Here is a 15,247-nt window from a genome sequence, read left to right on the forward strand (position 1 = left end):
TCCGCTACGAAGCGACCGTGCTGGTCGCAGCCATCAACGAGTGGCTGTGACCAGCACTTTCACAACAGGCCCTAGGCCGTCCGGCGGGCGTCGAGGAACGCCTCCAGGCCTGCCAGGTCGTCGGTGTTGAGGTGGTCGACGCCGGCGGCGAGCAGCTCGCCCCACAGGGCCTCCCGCGCGGGGCCCGCCGCGTCCGGGGTGGCCCAGAACCGCACCCTCTGGCCACGGGAGTGCGCGGACCGGACGATGCCGTGCAGCTTGTGCCGCTCGGCGTCCGGGAAGGCGCCCACGCCGCGCCAGGTGAAGTTGAGCGTCCAGTTGTCGCTGATCAGCGGGACGAAGGAGGCGGGCGCGGAGGTGCCGAGGTCGGACAGGCGGCCGTCGTAGAAGGCGCGGCGCACTCTCTGGGCCTCCATCGGCGTACGGGCGGCGCGGTCGCCGGAGATCACGGCGGTGACCGGGCCCGGGAACACCCGGCCGTGGGCGTATGTCGTGAACAGGTGCCGGTAGCGCCGCAGGTGCCTGTCGAGTTCGAGGTACGTCGAGGAGCCCTCGGTCTTGATGTCGATCAGTAGCTGGACCGGCCTGCGGTAACCCCGGTACACGGAACCGCGGTTGGCCTTGACGCGGGCGGCCAGCGGGTCGAGGTAGAGGGACTCCAGGGTGCGGCCGGGGTCGAGGTCCTCGGGGTCGTGGGCGACGAGGAGCTGGTCGCCGACCAGGTAGATGTCGGCCTCGACGCTGCCGAAGCGGTGGTCGAGGGCGTCGAGGAGGGGACGCGGGTGCTCGTAGTCGTTGTGCGCGTGCGCCCGCCACAACGGGCGCGGGCCGTGCTTCTGTTCGCCCGCCAGCGCGCGGGTGGCGGGCAGGGCGACCGTGCCCGCGAGGGCGGCGCCGAGGGTGGTGAGGGCTCTGCGACGGGTGGTGAGGGCCATGCTCTGCCTCCCTGGTAGGGCCGGATGGAACCGTTGTGAGTATGCGATTCCGAGGGGCCCGAACAGCAGTGCCCGAGCGGGGAGTTGGCCGGACCGCCGTCCCGCGTTCACTTCCTCCGTACAGGGCACACGAAAAAGCCCGCCCCAGGTGGGGCGGGCTTTTCGCGGGCTTCGCTCAGGTGTGGGTCAGGGAGCTTGCAGGTCGATGAATCCGGCCAGTGCCTCGCGGTGGGCGCCCGCGGTGCCGTAGGCGATGGAGTCCGCCTTGGCCCGCTTCAGATACAGATGCACCGGGTGCTCCCAGGTCATCCCGATACCGCCGTGCAGTTGCAGGGCCTCCTCGGCGGCGTGCACGGCGACGGGCGCCGCGTAGGCCTGGGCGACGGCGACCGCCACCTCGACGTCCTCGCCGGTCGCCAGCGCGTCGGCGGCGCCCCGGGCGGCGGCGCGCAGGTTGACGACCTCCAGCCACAGCCCGGCGAGCCGGTGCTTGAGGGCCTGGAAGCCGCCGACGGGGCGGTTGAACTGCTTGCGCTCCTTCAGGTAGCGGACCGTCTCGGTCAACGTCCATTCGGCGAGCCCTAGTTGCTCGGAGGCGAGCAGCCCGGCCCCGGCGCTCAGGCCACGTCGTACGGCGGGCTCGGCGTCCCCGAGCAGTCGGCCGGGCGCGCCGTCCAGGGTGACCGTCGCGACGGGCCGGGTCAGGTCCAGGGACGCCTGCGGGGTGACGGTCACCGCGTCGGCGTCCACCGCGTACAGCCCGCCGTCGTCCGCGGGCACCAGCAGCACATCGGCGGCGGACGCGTCCGCGATACCGGTCAGCTCCCCGTGCAGGGCGCCGCCTTCATGCCGTACGACCTGGTAGGCGCCGCCGGCAACGACGTTCAGCGCGACGCCGAGGGCGCCGATCCGCCGCCCGGACGCCAGCTCGGCGAGCAGGCCGCCTTCGGCCGTGCAGGCGAGCAGCGCCTCGGTGGCGACCACGGCGCTGGTGAGATACGGCACCGGAGCGACCGCGCGCCCCAGCTCCTCCAGTACGACGGCGACCTCGCGGTGCGTGGCACCCTGGCCGCCCTTGTCCTCCGGGACCAGGAGCCCGGCCAGGCCCATCCCGTCGGCGAGCGCCTTCCAGGCCGCCAGGTCGTGCGGGGTGTCCGACTCGGCGCGGGCGATGACGCCGGGCGCGTCGCAGTGGTCGGTGAGCAGGTCCCGTACGGCGGCCCGCAGCGCCTCTTCCTCCTCCGAGTACAGCAGGTCGGGCTGTGTGCTCATCGGGACAGGTCCTTCCACGCGACGTCCTTGTCGGTGCGCGGCTCGGCGGGCAGCCCGAGGACGCGCTCGGCGACGATGTTCAGCAGGACCTCGCTGGTCCCGCCCTCGATGCTGTTGCCCTTGGAGCGCAGATAGCGGTAGCCGGCGTCGCGGCCGGTGAAGTCCACCAGCTCGGGGCGGCGCATGGTCCAGTCGTCGTACAACAGGCCTTCCTCGCCGCGGAGTTCCACCTCCAGGCCGCTGATCTCCTGGTTGAGGCGGGCGAAGGCGAGCTTCATGCCGGCGCCCTCGGGGCCGGGCTGGCCGGCGACGAGCTGCTGGCGCAGCCGCTCCGCGGTGAGGCGGGAGACCTCGGACTCGACCCACAGCTTCAGCAGCCGCTGGTGCAGATCGTGGGTGCGCAGCTCGGGCCGTTCACGCCAGGTCTTCGCGACCGGGCCGATCATGCCGCCCTCGCGGGGCAGCCGCATGCCGCCGATGGCGACGCGCTCGTTGTTCAGCGTGGTCTGCGCGACCTTCCAGCCGGCGCCGATCTCGCCGAGGCGCCGCGTGTCCGGGATGCGCACGTCGGTCAGGAAGACCTCGTTGAACTCGGCCTCGCCGGTGATCTGGCGCAGCGGCCGGACCTCGACGCCGGGGTCGGTCATGTCGCACAGGAAGTAGGTGATGCCCGCGTGCTTGGGCACGTCCGGGTCGGTGCGGGCGATGAGGATGGCCCAGCGGGCGAGGTGGGCACTGGAGGTCCACACCTTCTGCCCGTTGACGACCCAGTCGTCGCCCTCACGGACGGCCCGCGTCCCGAGCGCCGCGAGGTCCGATCCGGCGCCGGGCTCGCTGAAGAGCTGGCACCAGACCTCCTCGCCGGTCCACAGGGGCCGCAGATAGCGCTGCTTCTGCTCCTCGGTGCCGTACTTGAGGACGGTCGGCGCGGCCATGCCGAGGCCGATGCCGATGCGGCGCGGCTCGTTGTCGGGGGCTCCGGCGGCCTCCAGTTCGGCGTCCACGACGGCCTGGAGGAAGCGGGGCACGCCGAGTCCGCCGAGGCCCTCGGGGTAGTGCACCCACGCCAGCCCGGCGTCGAAGCGAGCCCGCAGGAAGTCCAGGCGCTCGGTGGTGGCCGGCGGATGGGCGGCCAGCAACTCCTCGGTTCGGCGGCGCAGTTCGGCGGCGTCGATCATGCCGCTCCTCCTTCGGTGAGCCCCGGGAGCACGGCGACGCGCCCCGTGGTGACGCCGTCGGCGACCCGCTGCACGGCGGCCGCGGCCCCGCCCAGCGCAACGCGCTCGCTGACCAGCGGCTTGATGGCCCTCCGTGAGGCCAGTTCGGTGAGCTGCTCGTGGCAGTGCTGGATCAGCTTCGGGTTCTTGGTGTTGTACAGGCCCCAGTGCAGACCGAGGATCGAGTAGTTCTTCACCAGGGCGTGGTTGAGCGCCGGGCTGGGGATCGCCCCGCTCGCGAAGCCGACGACCACGATCCGTCCCTCGAAGGCGACGGCCTTGGCGGACTGGGCGTAGGCCTGACCGCCGACCGGGTCGTAGATGACGTCGGCGCCCCGGCCGCCGGTGGCCTCCTTGACGGCGCCGATGACGTCCTCGGCGCGCCGGTCGACGACCACGTCACAGCCCAGTTCCCGTGCCACGGCGGCCTTTTCGGCGCCGCCCACGACACCGATGACCCGCGCGCCGGCCGCCTTCCCGAGCTGCACGGCCGCGCTGCCGACCCCTCCTGCGGCAGCGTGGACCAGCAGCGTCTCGCCGGCTTCCAGACCGGCCCGGCGGTGCAGGCCGAACCAGCCGGTCTGGTAGCCGATGTGCAGGGCGGCGGCCTCGGCGTCGTCCAGCGTCTCCGGCGCGGGCAGGACGGCGGCGGCGTCCGCCACGGCGTACTCGGCGAAGCCGCCGTACGGCAGCGCGGGATTGGCGATCACGCGGCGCCCGTCCTCGGTCTCGCCGCAGATCTCCACGCCCGGCGTGAACGGCAGTGGCGGCCGGACCTGGTACTGGCCCCGGCACAGCAGCGCGTCCGGGAAGTTGATGTTCGCGGCGCGCACCTTCAGCAGGACCTGGCCGTCACCGGGCGTGGGCGTCCCGACGTCCTCGAGGCGCATCACCTCGCTCGGCTCGCCGTTCTCGTGCACTTGCCATGCCTGCATGCGGTGCCTCCACGGGGGACTGCGTCGTCTGACCGGGGTCGGTTCGCATACTAAGCGGTCGCTTGCAGTGGAGGGAACAGTCAGATGCGTCACGGCCGCTTCGGGCGCGCCCGCACATGCATCCGCTCCCCCTGCGGCCCGAAGAGGCTCAGGAACTCCACCGGCCCCTCCCCCGTCGACCCGAACCAGTGCGGCACCCGGGTGTCGAACTCGGCGGCCTCCCCCGCGGCCAGCACGATGTCGTGATCTCCCAGCACCATCCTCAGCCGCCCCGACATCACATACAGCCACTCGTAGCCCTCATGGGTCCGCGGCTCCGGCTCTGCCGTCTCCTGCGGCACCAGCACCTTGAAGGCCTGAAGCCCGCCGGGCTGCCGGGTGAGCGGCCAGTACGTGCGTCCATGCCGCCTGATCGGCTCGGCCCGCACCCGGGGGTCGCGCACCTTGGGAGCGGCCACCAGTTCGTCCAGCGCCACCTCGTGCGCCCGCGCGATCGGCAGCAGCAGTTCGAGGCTGGGTTTGCGCAGCCCCGACTCCAGCCGCGAGAGGGTGCTCACCGAGATGCCGGTCGCCTCGGAGAGGCCGGCGAGCGTGGCACCGCGCTCCTTGCGGATGCGCCGCAGCCGCGGGCCGACCTCCGCCAGCACGTCGTCCATGTCGTCACTCATGGATCCATACTCCTGGACACGTTGCAGTTTCGGCAAACATGTTTGTCAATGCCGCACCTCTGGGGCGACCGTCTCCGTGGAGGTGGTCACCATGACCGAAACGTACGAAGTGATCGTCATCGGCGGCGGCGCGGCCGGCCTGTCCGCCGCCCTCGTCCTGGGCCGCGCCCGGCGCCGCACCCTGGTGGTCGACGCGGGCGAGCCACGCAACGCGCCCGCCGCGCACATGCAGGGCTATCTGTCCCGGGACGGCATGCCACCGGCTCAGTTCCTGGCCGTCGGGCGGGAGGAGATCGCGCGGTACGGCGTCGAGGTGGTCCGGGACCGGGCGGTGGACGTCACGAAGGGCGACGGCTTCGCCGTGGCCCTCGCGAGCGGCCGTCACCTGCACGCCAGGCGGCTCGTCATCGCCACCGGCCTCAAGGACGAGCTGCCGGACGTCCCCGGCGTCGCCGAGCGTTTCGGCAAGGACGTGCTGCACTGCCCGTACTGCCACGGCTGGGAGGTCCGCGACCAGGCCTTCGGCGTGCTCGCGACGACCCCGCTGAGCGTGCACCAGGCGCTGATGGTGTCGCAGTGGTCGAAGGACGTGACCTTCTTCCTGCACGAGGTCGCCGAGTCCGAACTCTCGGACGACGATCTGCGCCGGCTCGCGGCGGCCGGGGTGAAGGTGGTGCCCGGGGCGGTGGCCGAGCTGGTGGTCGACAGCGACCGGCTCACCGGCGTGCGCATGGCTGACGGCACGGCGCACGCGCGCGAGGTGGTGTTCGTCGCGCCCCGCGCGGTGCCGCAGAACGGGCTGCTTCAGAAGCTGGGCGCCGAGTTCCAGGAGACCCCCTTCGGCGCGTACCCGGTGGTCGACCCGACCGGGCTCACCTCGGTGCCGGGCGTCTGGGCGGTCGGCAACGTGATGGGCTTCTCGGAGCAGGTCGTCAACGCGGCGGCGGGCGGCTACCGGGCGGGGGCCTTCATCAACGGGGAGCTGCTCATGACGGATCTCGACGCCGCTGTGGGGGTGTAGAGCACCCGCCTCCGTTGCAGGATGGCCGCATGCTGCTGACACGGCTGGCGCAAGTGTCCCGAGAGGTCGCCGCGACCTCGGCGCGGTCCCGGAAGATCGCTCTGCTGGCGGAGCTGTTCCGGGACGCCGAGGCGGACGACGTGCCGATCGTCATCCCGTATCTGGCGGGCAAGCTGCCGCAGGGGCGGCTCGGCATCGGCTGGAAGGTGCTGAGCCGCCCGGTCCCGCCCGCCGCCGAGCCGGCCCTGACCGTGCGCGAGGTGGATGCCCGGCTCACGGAACTCGGGAAGGTGTCCGGGGCCGGGTCGCAGGCGGAACGGGCGCGTCTGGTGGGCGAGTTGATGGGCGCGGCCACCGAGGGTGAGCAGCGCTTCCTGTTCGGGCTGATCACCGGCGAGGTCCGGCAGGGCGCGCTGGACGCGGTGGCGGTGGAGGGGCTGGCGGTGGCGACCGGGGCGCCGCCGGCCGACGTACGGCGGGCGGTGATGCTCGCCGGCTCGCTCCAGAACGTCGCCGGGGCCCTGCTCGCGGACGGACCGCGGGCCCTGGACCGCTTCCGGCTCACCGTCGGCCGCCCGGTCCTGCCGATGCTGGCGCACACCGCGCCCTCGGTGCCCGAGGCGGTCGACAAGCTGGGCGCGTGCGCGGTCGAGGAGAAGCTGGACGGCATCCGGGTCCAGCTCCACCGCGAGGGCGACACGGTACGGATCTACACCCGCACCCTCGACGACATCACCGACCGCCTGCCCGAACTGACGGCGGCGGCCATGGAGCTGAGAGGGGAGCGCTTCATCCTGGACGGCGAGGTGATCGCCTTCGACGCCGCGGGCCGCCCCCGCTCCTTCCAGGAGACCGCGGGCCGCGTCGGCTCCCGCGCGGACGTGGCGACGGCGGCGAGGGACGTCCCGGTCTCCCCCGTGTTCTTCGACGCCCTGTCCGTCGACGACCACGACCTGCTCGACCTGCCGTTCACCGAGCGGCACGCCGAGCTGGCCCGTCTGGTGCCCGAGCCGATGCGGGTGCGCCGCACGCTCGTGTCCGGCCCGGACGACCTCGCGCGGGCCGAGGACTTCCTCGCCGAGACCCTGAGGCGCGGCCACGAGGGCGTGGTCGTCAAGGCCCTCGACGCCCCCTACAGCGCGGGCCGGCGCGGCGCCTCCTGGCTGAAGGTGAAGCCCGTCCACACCCTCGACCTGGTGGTGCTGGCCGCCGAGTGGGGCCACGGCCGCAGGACCGGCAAGCTCTCCAACCTCCACCTGGGCGCCCGCACGGCCGACGGCGGCTTCGCCATGCTCGGCAAGACCTTCAAGGGCCTGACCGACGCGCTGCTGACCTGGCAGACCGAGCGGCTCCAGGAGCTGGCCGTGGACAGCGACGGCTGGGTGGTCACCGTACGCCCCGAGCTGGTCGTCGAGATCGCCTACGACGGCCTGCAGCGCTCCACCCGCTACCCGGCCGGCGTAACCCTGCGCTTCGCGCGCGTGGTCCGCTATCGCGAGGACAAGCGGCCGGAGGAGGCCGACACGGTCGAGACGCTGCTCGCGGCCCATCCGGAGGTGCGGCCGTGACCGCGTCCCGGGCGCGGCGCAGCGCGGGCCTGCTGCTCTTCCGCCGCACCGACGACGGCCTGGAAGTGCTGCTCGGGCACATGGGCGGCCCGTTCTTCGCCAAGCGGGACGCCGGGGCGTGGACGGTCCCCAAGGGCGAGTACAACCCCGACGAGCCCGCCTGGGACGCGGCCCGCCGCGAGTTCCAGGAGGAGCTGGGGCTGCCGCCGCCCGACGGGGAGGCCGTACCGCTCGGCGAGGTCAGACAGTCGGGCGGCAAGATCGTCACGGTGTGGGCGGTCGAGGCCGACCTCGACCCGGCGACGGTCGTGCCCGGCACGTTCACCATGGAGTGGCCGCCCCGCTCCGGCCGCACCCAGGAGTTCCCGGAGCTGGACCGGGTCGAATGGCTCGGCCTGGACCGGGCGCGCGAGGTCGTCGTCAAGGCCCAGGCCGCGTTTCTCGACAGGCTGGCGGAGCACTCGGCCTGAGCGGCCGGACACGCGTTGCGGTACCCACCGCGGCGCGGGAAGGTCGAAGCATCAGTCCGTTTCCAGGAGGTCGGTCATGCCCATCGCGACGGTGAACCCGGCGAACGGCGAGACGCTCAAGACGTACGAGGCCATGGGCGAGGAGGAGATCGAGCGCAGGCTCCAGCTCGCCGAGGCCACCTTCCGCACCTACCGCACGACGAGCTTCGTCGACCGCTCACGCCTGCTGCTCCAGGCCGCGAACCACCTGGACGACGATGCCGAGGACGTGGCCCGGGTGATGACCACCGAGATGGGCAAGCCCATCACCCAGGCCCGCGCGGAGACCGCCAAGTGCGCCAAGGCGATGCGCTGGTACGCCGAGCACGCCGAGGAACTCCTCGCCGACGAGGAGCCGGCCGACTCCGACGTGAAGGACTCGGGTGCCTCACGGGTACGGGTGCGCTACCGCCCCCTGGGGCCGATCCTCGCGGTGATGCCGTGGAACTTCCCGCTCTGGCAGGTGATCCGCTTCGCGGCCCCGGCGCTGATGGCGGGCAACGTCGGCCTGCTCAAGCACGCCTCGAACGTCCCCCGGACCGCCCTGTACATCGAGGACCTGTTCCACCGCGCGGGCTATCCGGAGGGCTGCTTCCAGACCCTGCTCATCGACGTGGGGCAGGTGGACGGCATCCTGCGCGACGACCGCGTCAAGGCGGCGACGCTGACCGGCAGCGAGCCCGCGGGCCGAGCGGTCGCCTCCACCTGCGGGGACATGGTCAAGAAGACGGTGCTGGAGCTGGGCGGCAGCGACCCCTACGTCGTCATGCCGTCGGCCGACCTCGACCGCGCGGCGCGGATCGCCGTGACCGCGCGGGCGCAGAACACCGGGCAGTCCTGCATCGCGGCCAAGCGGTTCATCGTGCACACGGACGTCTACGACGCCTTCGCCGACCGGTTCGTCGAGGGCATGAAGGCGCTGGTGGTCGGCGACCCGATGCGGGAGGAGACGGAGGTCGGCCCGCTGTCGAGCGAGCAGGCCAGGACCGGCCTGGAGGAGCTGGTCGACGACGCCACACGCAGCGGTGCGACCGTGCTGTGCGGCGGCCACCAGGTCCGCCGGCCCGAACTGCCCGGCTGGTACTACCCGCCCACGGTGCTCGCCGGCATCACCCGTGAGATGCGGATCCACCGCGAGGAGGCGTTCGGTCCGGTCGCCACGCTGTACCGGGCGGCCGACCTGGACGAGGCGGTGCTGATCGCCAACGACTCACCCTTCGGACTGAGTTCGAACGTATGGACCCGCGACGAGGCCGACGTCGACCGGTTCGTGAGGGATCTGGAGGCCGGAAGCGTGTATGTCAACGGGATGACCGCGTCCCATCCGGCGTTCCCGTTCGGCGGAGTGAAGCGGTCCGGATTCGGACGTGAGCTGTCGGGGCACGGAATCCGCGAGTTCTGCAACATCACTACGGTTTGGCAGGGTGCGTGAGCCCTGCGCGGTTACGATCCCGAGTGTGAACCGCGAAGTTACTCTGCCGCTGATCGTCGATGACCGCGGGACCTTGCAGGTGGCTGCCGCCGATGTGAGCAAGCTGCTGCGTACGGTGGGCGGTCGGTGGGTGCACCTTGTCGAGAACGGGGAGGACGGGCTCGACGAGGACACGGTGGCCGCGCTGACGATCGAGCTGGCGAAGCTCGCCGACCGGATCGACGTGGCGTGCATCGCGCACAGCAGCGGGACTACTCCGTAGGGGTGAAGCCTGGGTATCAGGCGGTCGGTCCGCGCAGCGTGGACCAGAACATCTCCTCGTAGGACTGCAGCAGACGGCCGTACTCCCGCGCACGCGCCTCGTCGACCCGCCCGGCGTCCCGTCCCTCCCGGACCGCGGCGGTCGCCTGCCGCTCCAGCTCCGGGGACGGCTGCGCGAAGAAGTCGAAGAACGCGCACGCCTCGTCGGTGAAGCCGTAGTGGCGCCGCAGGGCCCGCGCGATCGTGGCGCAATAGCCGCCCCAGGCCGAGAAGTTGACCGTGAGGGCGAGCACCGCCTCGGCCGGCTCCGCGTTCAGCGCCAGCCAGGCCACGTACGCGGGATAGGCCTGGCAGCCCGGGAGCGGTGCGTAGGTGAGGTCGCGCTCCTCGGTGACGCCGCACGCCTTCGCGAACGGGCGCAGTCGCTCCGCCGCCAGCGCCTCGCCCTGGGCGAGCAGGGTGAAGAAGGCGGCGGACTCGGGGGCGTCAGGGGTGGCGCGTCGGGCCAGATGGAGGAACGCCCGGCGGTCGGCCGGGATCACCCAGCCCTGTTCGAGGGCGAGAGCCGCGAGGGTGGTGGTGCGGTCGGCCTCGCCACGAGCGATCAGGGCCACCAGGGGGTTGTCCGTCATCGACGTCCTCCATCAACGCGGGCTGCGGCGCTTACCGGATCGGCATACCCGACAACGTACGGGCGATCACCAGCCGCTGGATCTCGCTCGTCCCCTCGAAGATCGTGTAGATCGCGCTGTCGCGGTGCATCCGCTCCACGGGGTACTCCCGTGTGTAGCCGTTGCCGCCGAGGATCTGTATGGCCTGGGCCGTGACCTTCTTCGCCGTCTCGCTCGCGAACAGCTTCGACATCGACCCCTCGGCCGCCGTGAACGGCTTGCCGTTGATCGCCATCCAGGAGGCGCGCCACACCAGCAGCCGCGCCGCGTCGATCTGCGTCCGCATGTCGGCCAGCTCGAAAGCGACACCCTGGTTGTCGATGATCGGCCGCCCGAACTGCTCACGCGTCTTCGCGTAGTCGAGGGCGACCTCGTACGCGGCCCGGGCCGTACCGACGGCCATCGCGCCGACGGCCGGCCGTGAGGCCTCGAACGTGGCCATCGCCGCGTTCTTCACGCTCCCCCACTCTCGGCTTCGCTCGAGCGGGGGGACCCCCATGCCGCCCGCCTTGGCCCGCTCGCGCGCCCGCGCCAGCCGCTCGTCCAGCTTCGCCTTGCCGCCCAGCAGGCAGGAGCCCGGGACGCGCACGTTGTCCAGGATGACCTCGGCGGTGTGCGAGGCGCGGATGCCGTGCTTCTTGAACTTCTGGCCCTGGGACAGGCCCGGCGTGTTCGGCGGGATGATGAAGGACGCGTGGCCCTTGGAGCCGAGGTCCGCGTCGACGACCGCGACGACCACGTGGACGTTGGCGATGCCGCCGTTGGTCGCCCAGGTCTTGGTGCCGTTGATCACCCACTCGTCCTTGGCCTCGTCGTACACGGCACGCGTGCGCATCGAGGCGACGTCGGACCCGGCGTCGGGCTCCGACGAGCAGAACGCGGCAAGCTTGACATCGCCTGCGTCGCCGTACATCTGAGGCACCCAGGTGCCGATCTGCTCTTCGGTGCCGTTGGCGAGGACGCCGACGGCGGCGAGACCGGTGCCGACGATCGACAGGGCGATGCCCGCGTCACCCCAGAACAGCTCCTCCATCGCCATGGGGATGCCGAGGCCGGTCGGGTCGAAGTACTGCTGGGCGTAGAAGTCGAGCGAGTAGATGCCGACCTTCGCGGCCTCCTGGATGACCGGCCAGGGAGTCTCCTCACGCTCGTCCCATTCGGCGGCCGCGGGGCGGATCACATCGGCGGCGAAACCGTGCAGCCAGTCCCGGACCTCCTTCTGTTCATCGTTGAGCTCCATGGTGAACTCGGCCATGTCCCCTCCAGCGGCGTACGTGCATGGCAGCATGCATGCTTGTTACTTGCGGTAACAGTAGTTTGTTACCGGCGAGTAGGTAAAGTCAACCCGCGATGCCCGATCGGCAGCCCGTTCGATGGTTGTGGCAGGTTGGGTGTTAGTTTGCGCAGGCGTCACCGATTCAGTACGGGTGGGGAGAGCTCATGGACACCACACAGCGGACCGATCAGCAGCGGTCCGCCGACCGCCGTCGGCGCGAGCTGCTGGAGGCCGCCGACCGGGTGGTGCTGCGCGACGGCCCACAAGCCTCGATGAACGCGATCGCGGCGGAGGCGGGCATCACGAAGCCCATTCTGTATCGGCACTTCGGCGACAAAGGCGGACTTTACGCGGCGTTGGCCAAACGGCACACGGACGCGCTGCTGGACTCGCTGCGGGCGGCGCTGGACGCTCCCGCGGACCGGCGCGAGCGGGTCGAGGCGACGCTGGACACGTACCTCGCGGCGATCGAGGCGCGGCCTCAGGTGTATCGGTTTCTGATGCATCCCACCGAGGGGGGCCAGACGGCGGATCAGGGATTCGACGTCGGCAAGCACTCGATGCCGTTGCTTCGCACGATGGGCGAGGAGCTGGCCACTGTGATCGAGGAGCGGCTGGATCTCGGGCCGGGCAGTCAGCAGCTCGCCCGGGTGTGGGGGCACGGGATCGTCGGGATGATGCATGCGGCCGGGGACTGGTGGCTGGGGGAACGGCCTTGTTCGCGTGCGGAGTTGGTACGTAGTCTGGCTGATCTTTTGTGGGGACGGTTGGCTGCCGCCGGGGACAAGATGGGCGGTCCGGGGTTCTGACGGTTGCGTTCCGTCACACCGGCCGGCGCCAAGAAGCTCGCGTCACCTGTCGCATCAGTCGACGGTGACGCCACCCTGTCAAACGGTCCGCGTACACCCTGCCCTCCAAGTGGTCGCACTCGTGTTGGAGACAGCGTGCGAAGAAACCCGTCCCATGGATCGTCACCGGCTCCCCCGTAACCGTGAACCCCTCGACCACCGCGTGGTCGTACCGCTCCGTACCGGCCTCCAGGCCGGGCAGGGACAGGCAGCCCTCCGGGCCCCGGATCACCACCCCGTCCGCCTCCACGAGCCGCGGGTTCACCACATGACCGAGGTGTCGTACGTCCTCGTCATCCGGGCAGTCGTAGACAAAGACCCGCAGCGACTGACCCACCTGGTTCGCGGCCAGCCCCACGCCCTGCGCGGCGTACATCGTCGCGAACAAGTCGTCCACCAGTGCCGCCAGTTCCGGGCCGAAGCCGGTGACCTCCTCGCACGGCGCGTGCAGCACGGGGTCGCCGAGCAGGGTGAGGGGCCGAACACGCCCGTGTGTGCCCGGAATGGAGACGTTTCGCATGGCGGCAAGGGTACGGCGATTCGGGAGTGCGAATGGATCTCGATAGGCTGACCACCACCACGTTGCCGTATGGCTTCAGGCGCGGCGCGTACGCAAGGAGGATCGAGAACTGATGGCAGGCAACTCGGACCCGCTCTCGCCGCGGGCCAAGCTCGCCGTGACCGCGGGCAAGGCGGTCGCGGCGGCATCGCGCGCCGCAGGGCGCGGCAGCGGTTCGGTGATCGGTGGCCGGGTGGCGCTCAAACTCGACCCCGACCTCCTCGCCAGGCTCGCCCAGAACCTGGACGTGACCCTGGTGTCGGCGACCAACGGCAAGACCACGACGACGCGGCTCATCGCCGAGGCGCTGCGGGCCGCCGGGCCGGTCGTCTCCAACGCGCTCGGAGCCAACATGCCCGCCGGCATCACCTCGGCCCTCGCGGGCAATTCGGAGGCGCGCTACGGCGTCATCGAGGTCGACGAGAAGTATCTCGCCGGGGTCGCCCGGGACACCGACCCGAAGTGCATCGCGCTGCTCAACCTCTCCCGCGACCAGCTGGACCGGGCCGCCGAGACCCGGATGCTCGCCGAGAACTGGCGTGAAGGGCTCGCGGGTTCGAAGGCCGTGGTCGTCGCCAACTGCGACGACCCGCTGGTCGTGTGGGCCGCTTCCTCGTCGCCCAATGTGATCTGGGTCGCCGCCGGGCAGATGTGGAAGGACGACGCCTGGTCCTGCCCGTCCTGCGGCGGTGTGATGCAGCGGCCGGGCGACGACTGGTTCTGCGGTGAGTGCGGCTTCCGCCGGCCCACGCCGAGCTGGGCGCTGTCCGGGGACCACGTCCTGGACCCGCACGGTTCCGCGTGGCCCATTCACCTTCAGCTCCCCGGCCGGGCCAACAAGGCCAACGCCGCCTCCTCGGCCGCCGTGGCCGCCGTCTTCGGGGTGCCGCCGCAGGTCGCCCTGGAGCGCATGTACCAGGTGCAGGCCGTCGCCGGGCGCTACGACGTCGTGCAGTTCGAGGGACGCGATCTGCGGCTGCTGCTCGCCAAGAACCCGGCCGGCTGGCTGGAGACGTTCTCCCTGATCGACCCGCCGCCGACCCCGGTGATCCTCTCCGTGAACGCGCGCAGCGCCGACGGCACCGACACCTCCTGGCTGTGGGACGTCGACTACACCCGGCTGAGCGGGCACCCGATCTGTGTCATCGGCGACCGCAGGCTCGACCTCGCGGTGCGCCTGGAGGTCGCGAACCAGCAGTTCCAGGTCTGCGACAACCTCGACCAGGCCGTGCAGAAGTGCCCGCCGGGCCGGATCGAGGTCATCGCCAACTACACCGCCTTCCAGGACCTGCGCCGCCGGGTCGGCAACTGACCACCAGACTTCAGGGGACTTAAGTGAGCGACAACCAACTGCGGGTCGTCTGGGTCTACCCCGACCTGCTCAGCACCTACGGCGACCAGGGCAACGTCCTCGTCGTGGAGCGCCGCGCCCGCCAGCGCGGCCTCGACGTGGCCCGGCTCGACGTGCGCAGCGACCAGTCGATCCCGACCTCCGGCGACATCTACCTCATCGGCGGCGGCGAGGACCGCCCGCAGCGCCTCGCGGCCGAGCGGCTGCGCCGGGACGGCGGTCTCAGCCGCGCCGTCGAGAACGGCGCCATCGTGTTCTCGGTGTGCGCCGGCTACCAGATCCTCGGGCACGAGTTCATCAACGACCTCGGGCAGCGCGAGCCCGGGCTAGGGCTGATCGACGTGGTGTCCGTGCGCGGCGAGGGCGAGCGGTGCGTCGGCGACGTGCTCGCCGACATCGACCCGCGCCTGGGGCTGCCGCCCCTGACCGGCTTCGAGAACCACCAGGGCGTCACCCACCTCGGCCCGACCGCCCGCCCCCTGGCCCAGGTCCGCCTCGGCAAGGGCAACGGCACGGGGGACGGCACGGAGGGCGCGTACAACGACACCGTCTTCGGCACGTACATGCACGGCCCGGTGCTCGCCCGCAACCCGCTGATCGCCGACCTGCTGCTGAAGCTGGCGCTCGACGTGAACGCGCTGCCCCCGACGGACGACCGCTGGTACGAGGCGCTGCGCAACGAGCGCATCGCGGCTGCGCAGCAGCCTGCCTGACGGGGCTAGTA

Annotated in this window: 16 protein-coding genes; 8 read left to right on the forward strand and 8 right to left on the reverse strand. The window is 71.5% G+C overall.

Annotated features, from left to right (window positions below):
• Window positions 1–71 precede the first annotated feature (71 nt).
• From ACP4J3_RS47725 to ACP4J3_RS47745, 5 genes are all read right to left on the reverse strand, one after another.
• Window positions 72–935, reverse strand: a complete 864-nt coding sequence (locus tag ACP4J3_RS47725; protein ID WP_426544001.1) for a phosphatidylinositol-specific phospholipase C/glycerophosphodiester phosphodiesterase family protein — start codon at window positions 933–935, stop codon at window positions 72–74.
• A 186-nt stretch (window positions 936–1,121) separates the two neighbouring features.
• Window positions 1,122–2,207 carry an acyl-CoA dehydrogenase family protein gene (locus ACP4J3_RS47730; RefSeq protein ID WP_426544003.1) on the reverse strand — a complete coding sequence of 362 codons (1,086 nt, stop codon included), beginning with the start codon at window positions 2,205–2,207 and terminating at the stop codon, window positions 1,122–1,124.
• Window positions 2,204–3,385, reverse strand: a complete 1,182-nt coding sequence (locus tag ACP4J3_RS47735) for an acyl-CoA dehydrogenase family protein (protein ID WP_426544005.1) — start codon at window positions 3,383–3,385, stop codon at window positions 2,204–2,206. The genes ACP4J3_RS47730 and ACP4J3_RS47735 overlap by 4 nt, the downstream gene beginning before the upstream one ends.
• Entirely contained in the window at window positions 3,382–4,359 is a 978-nt protein-coding gene (locus tag ACP4J3_RS47740; protein WP_426544007.1) for an NADPH:quinone oxidoreductase family protein, read from the reverse strand. Before ACP4J3_RS47740 ends, ACP4J3_RS47735 begins: the two co-directional genes overlap by 4 nt.
• Before the next feature lie 89 nt (window positions 4,360–4,448).
• Entirely contained in the window at window positions 4,449–5,027 is a 579-nt protein-coding gene (locus ACP4J3_RS47745; protein ID WP_426544010.1) for a helix-turn-helix domain-containing protein, read from the reverse strand.
• Window positions 5,028–5,118: 91 nt separating this feature from the next.
• Between ACP4J3_RS47745 and ACP4J3_RS47750 the strand changes: the two genes are divergently transcribed.
• From ACP4J3_RS47750 to ACP4J3_RS47770, 5 genes are all read left to right on the forward strand, one after another.
• A complete protein-coding gene (locus ACP4J3_RS47750; protein WP_426544012.1) occupies window positions 5,119–6,048 on the forward strand; it encodes an NAD(P)/FAD-dependent oxidoreductase in 930 nt (309 codons plus the stop codon).
• Window positions 6,049–6,077: 29 nt separating this feature from the next.
• Window positions 6,078–7,616 (forward strand): ATP-dependent DNA ligase, encoded by a 1,539-nt coding sequence (locus ACP4J3_RS47755; protein ID WP_426544014.1) that lies wholly within the window; start codon window positions 6,078–6,080, stop codon window positions 7,614–7,616.
• Window positions 7,613–8,086 carry an NUDIX domain-containing protein gene (locus ACP4J3_RS47760; RefSeq protein WP_426544016.1) on the forward strand — a complete coding sequence of 158 codons (474 nt, stop codon included), beginning with the start codon at window positions 7,613–7,615 and terminating at the stop codon, window positions 8,084–8,086. The genes ACP4J3_RS47755 and ACP4J3_RS47760 overlap by 4 nt, the downstream gene beginning before the upstream one ends.
• A 76-nt stretch (window positions 8,087–8,162) precedes the next feature.
• Complete coding sequence (locus tag ACP4J3_RS47765) at window positions 8,163–9,557, forward strand: NADP-dependent succinic semialdehyde dehydrogenase (RefSeq protein ID WP_426544018.1); 1,395 nt, start codon at window positions 8,163–8,165, stop codon at window positions 9,555–9,557.
• Between the two features lie 25 nt (window positions 9,558–9,582).
• On the forward strand, window positions 9,583–9,819 hold the full coding sequence (locus tag ACP4J3_RS47770; RefSeq protein WP_426544020.1) for a DUF6213 family protein: 237 nt from the start codon (window positions 9,583–9,585) through the stop codon (window positions 9,817–9,819).
• 16 nt (window positions 9,820–9,835) lie between these two features.
• Here ACP4J3_RS47770 and ACP4J3_RS47775 read toward each other — a convergent pair whose 3' ends face one another.
• Together ACP4J3_RS47775 and ACP4J3_RS47780 are read right to left on the reverse strand one after the other, a co-directional pair.
• Window positions 9,836–10,450, reverse strand: coding sequence for a transcriptional regulator (locus ACP4J3_RS47775; RefSeq protein WP_426544022.1), 615 nt, complete (start codon window positions 10,448–10,450; stop codon window positions 9,836–9,838).
• A gap of 31 nt (window positions 10,451–10,481) precedes the next feature.
• Complete coding sequence (locus tag ACP4J3_RS47780; protein WP_426544024.1) at window positions 10,482–11,744, reverse strand: acyl-CoA dehydrogenase family protein; 1,263 nt, start codon at window positions 11,742–11,744, stop codon at window positions 10,482–10,484.
• 185 nt (window positions 11,745–11,929) lie between these two features.
• On the opposite strand from ACP4J3_RS47780, the gene ACP4J3_RS47785 reads away from it, so the two are divergent.
• On the forward strand, window positions 11,930–12,574 hold the full coding sequence (locus ACP4J3_RS47785) for a TetR family transcriptional regulator (RefSeq protein ID WP_426544026.1): 645 nt from the start codon (window positions 11,930–11,932) through the stop codon (window positions 12,572–12,574).
• 13 nt (window positions 12,575–12,587) lie between these two features.
• Here the strand turns inward: ACP4J3_RS47785 and def are convergent, their stop codons facing one another.
• Entirely contained in the window at window positions 12,588–13,133 is a 546-nt protein-coding gene (gene def / locus ACP4J3_RS47790) for a peptide deformylase (protein ID WP_426544028.1), read from the reverse strand.
• Between the two features lie 112 nt (window positions 13,134–13,245).
• Between def and ACP4J3_RS47795 the strand changes: the two genes are divergently transcribed.
• Window positions 13,246–14,484, forward strand: coding sequence for a MurT ligase domain-containing protein (locus ACP4J3_RS47795; RefSeq protein WP_426544030.1), 1,239 nt, complete (start codon window positions 13,246–13,248; stop codon window positions 14,482–14,484).
• Between the two features lie 23 nt (window positions 14,485–14,507).
• Window positions 14,508–15,236, forward strand: a complete 729-nt coding sequence (locus ACP4J3_RS47800) for a type 1 glutamine amidotransferase (protein ID WP_426544032.1) — start codon at window positions 14,508–14,510, stop codon at window positions 15,234–15,236.
• Window positions 15,237–15,247 lie beyond the last annotated feature (11 nt).

Source organism: Streptomyces sp. UG1, from assembly GCF_049974585.1.
Taxonomy (GTDB): domain Bacteria; phylum Actinomycetota; class Actinomycetes; order Streptomycetales; family Streptomycetaceae; genus Streptomyces.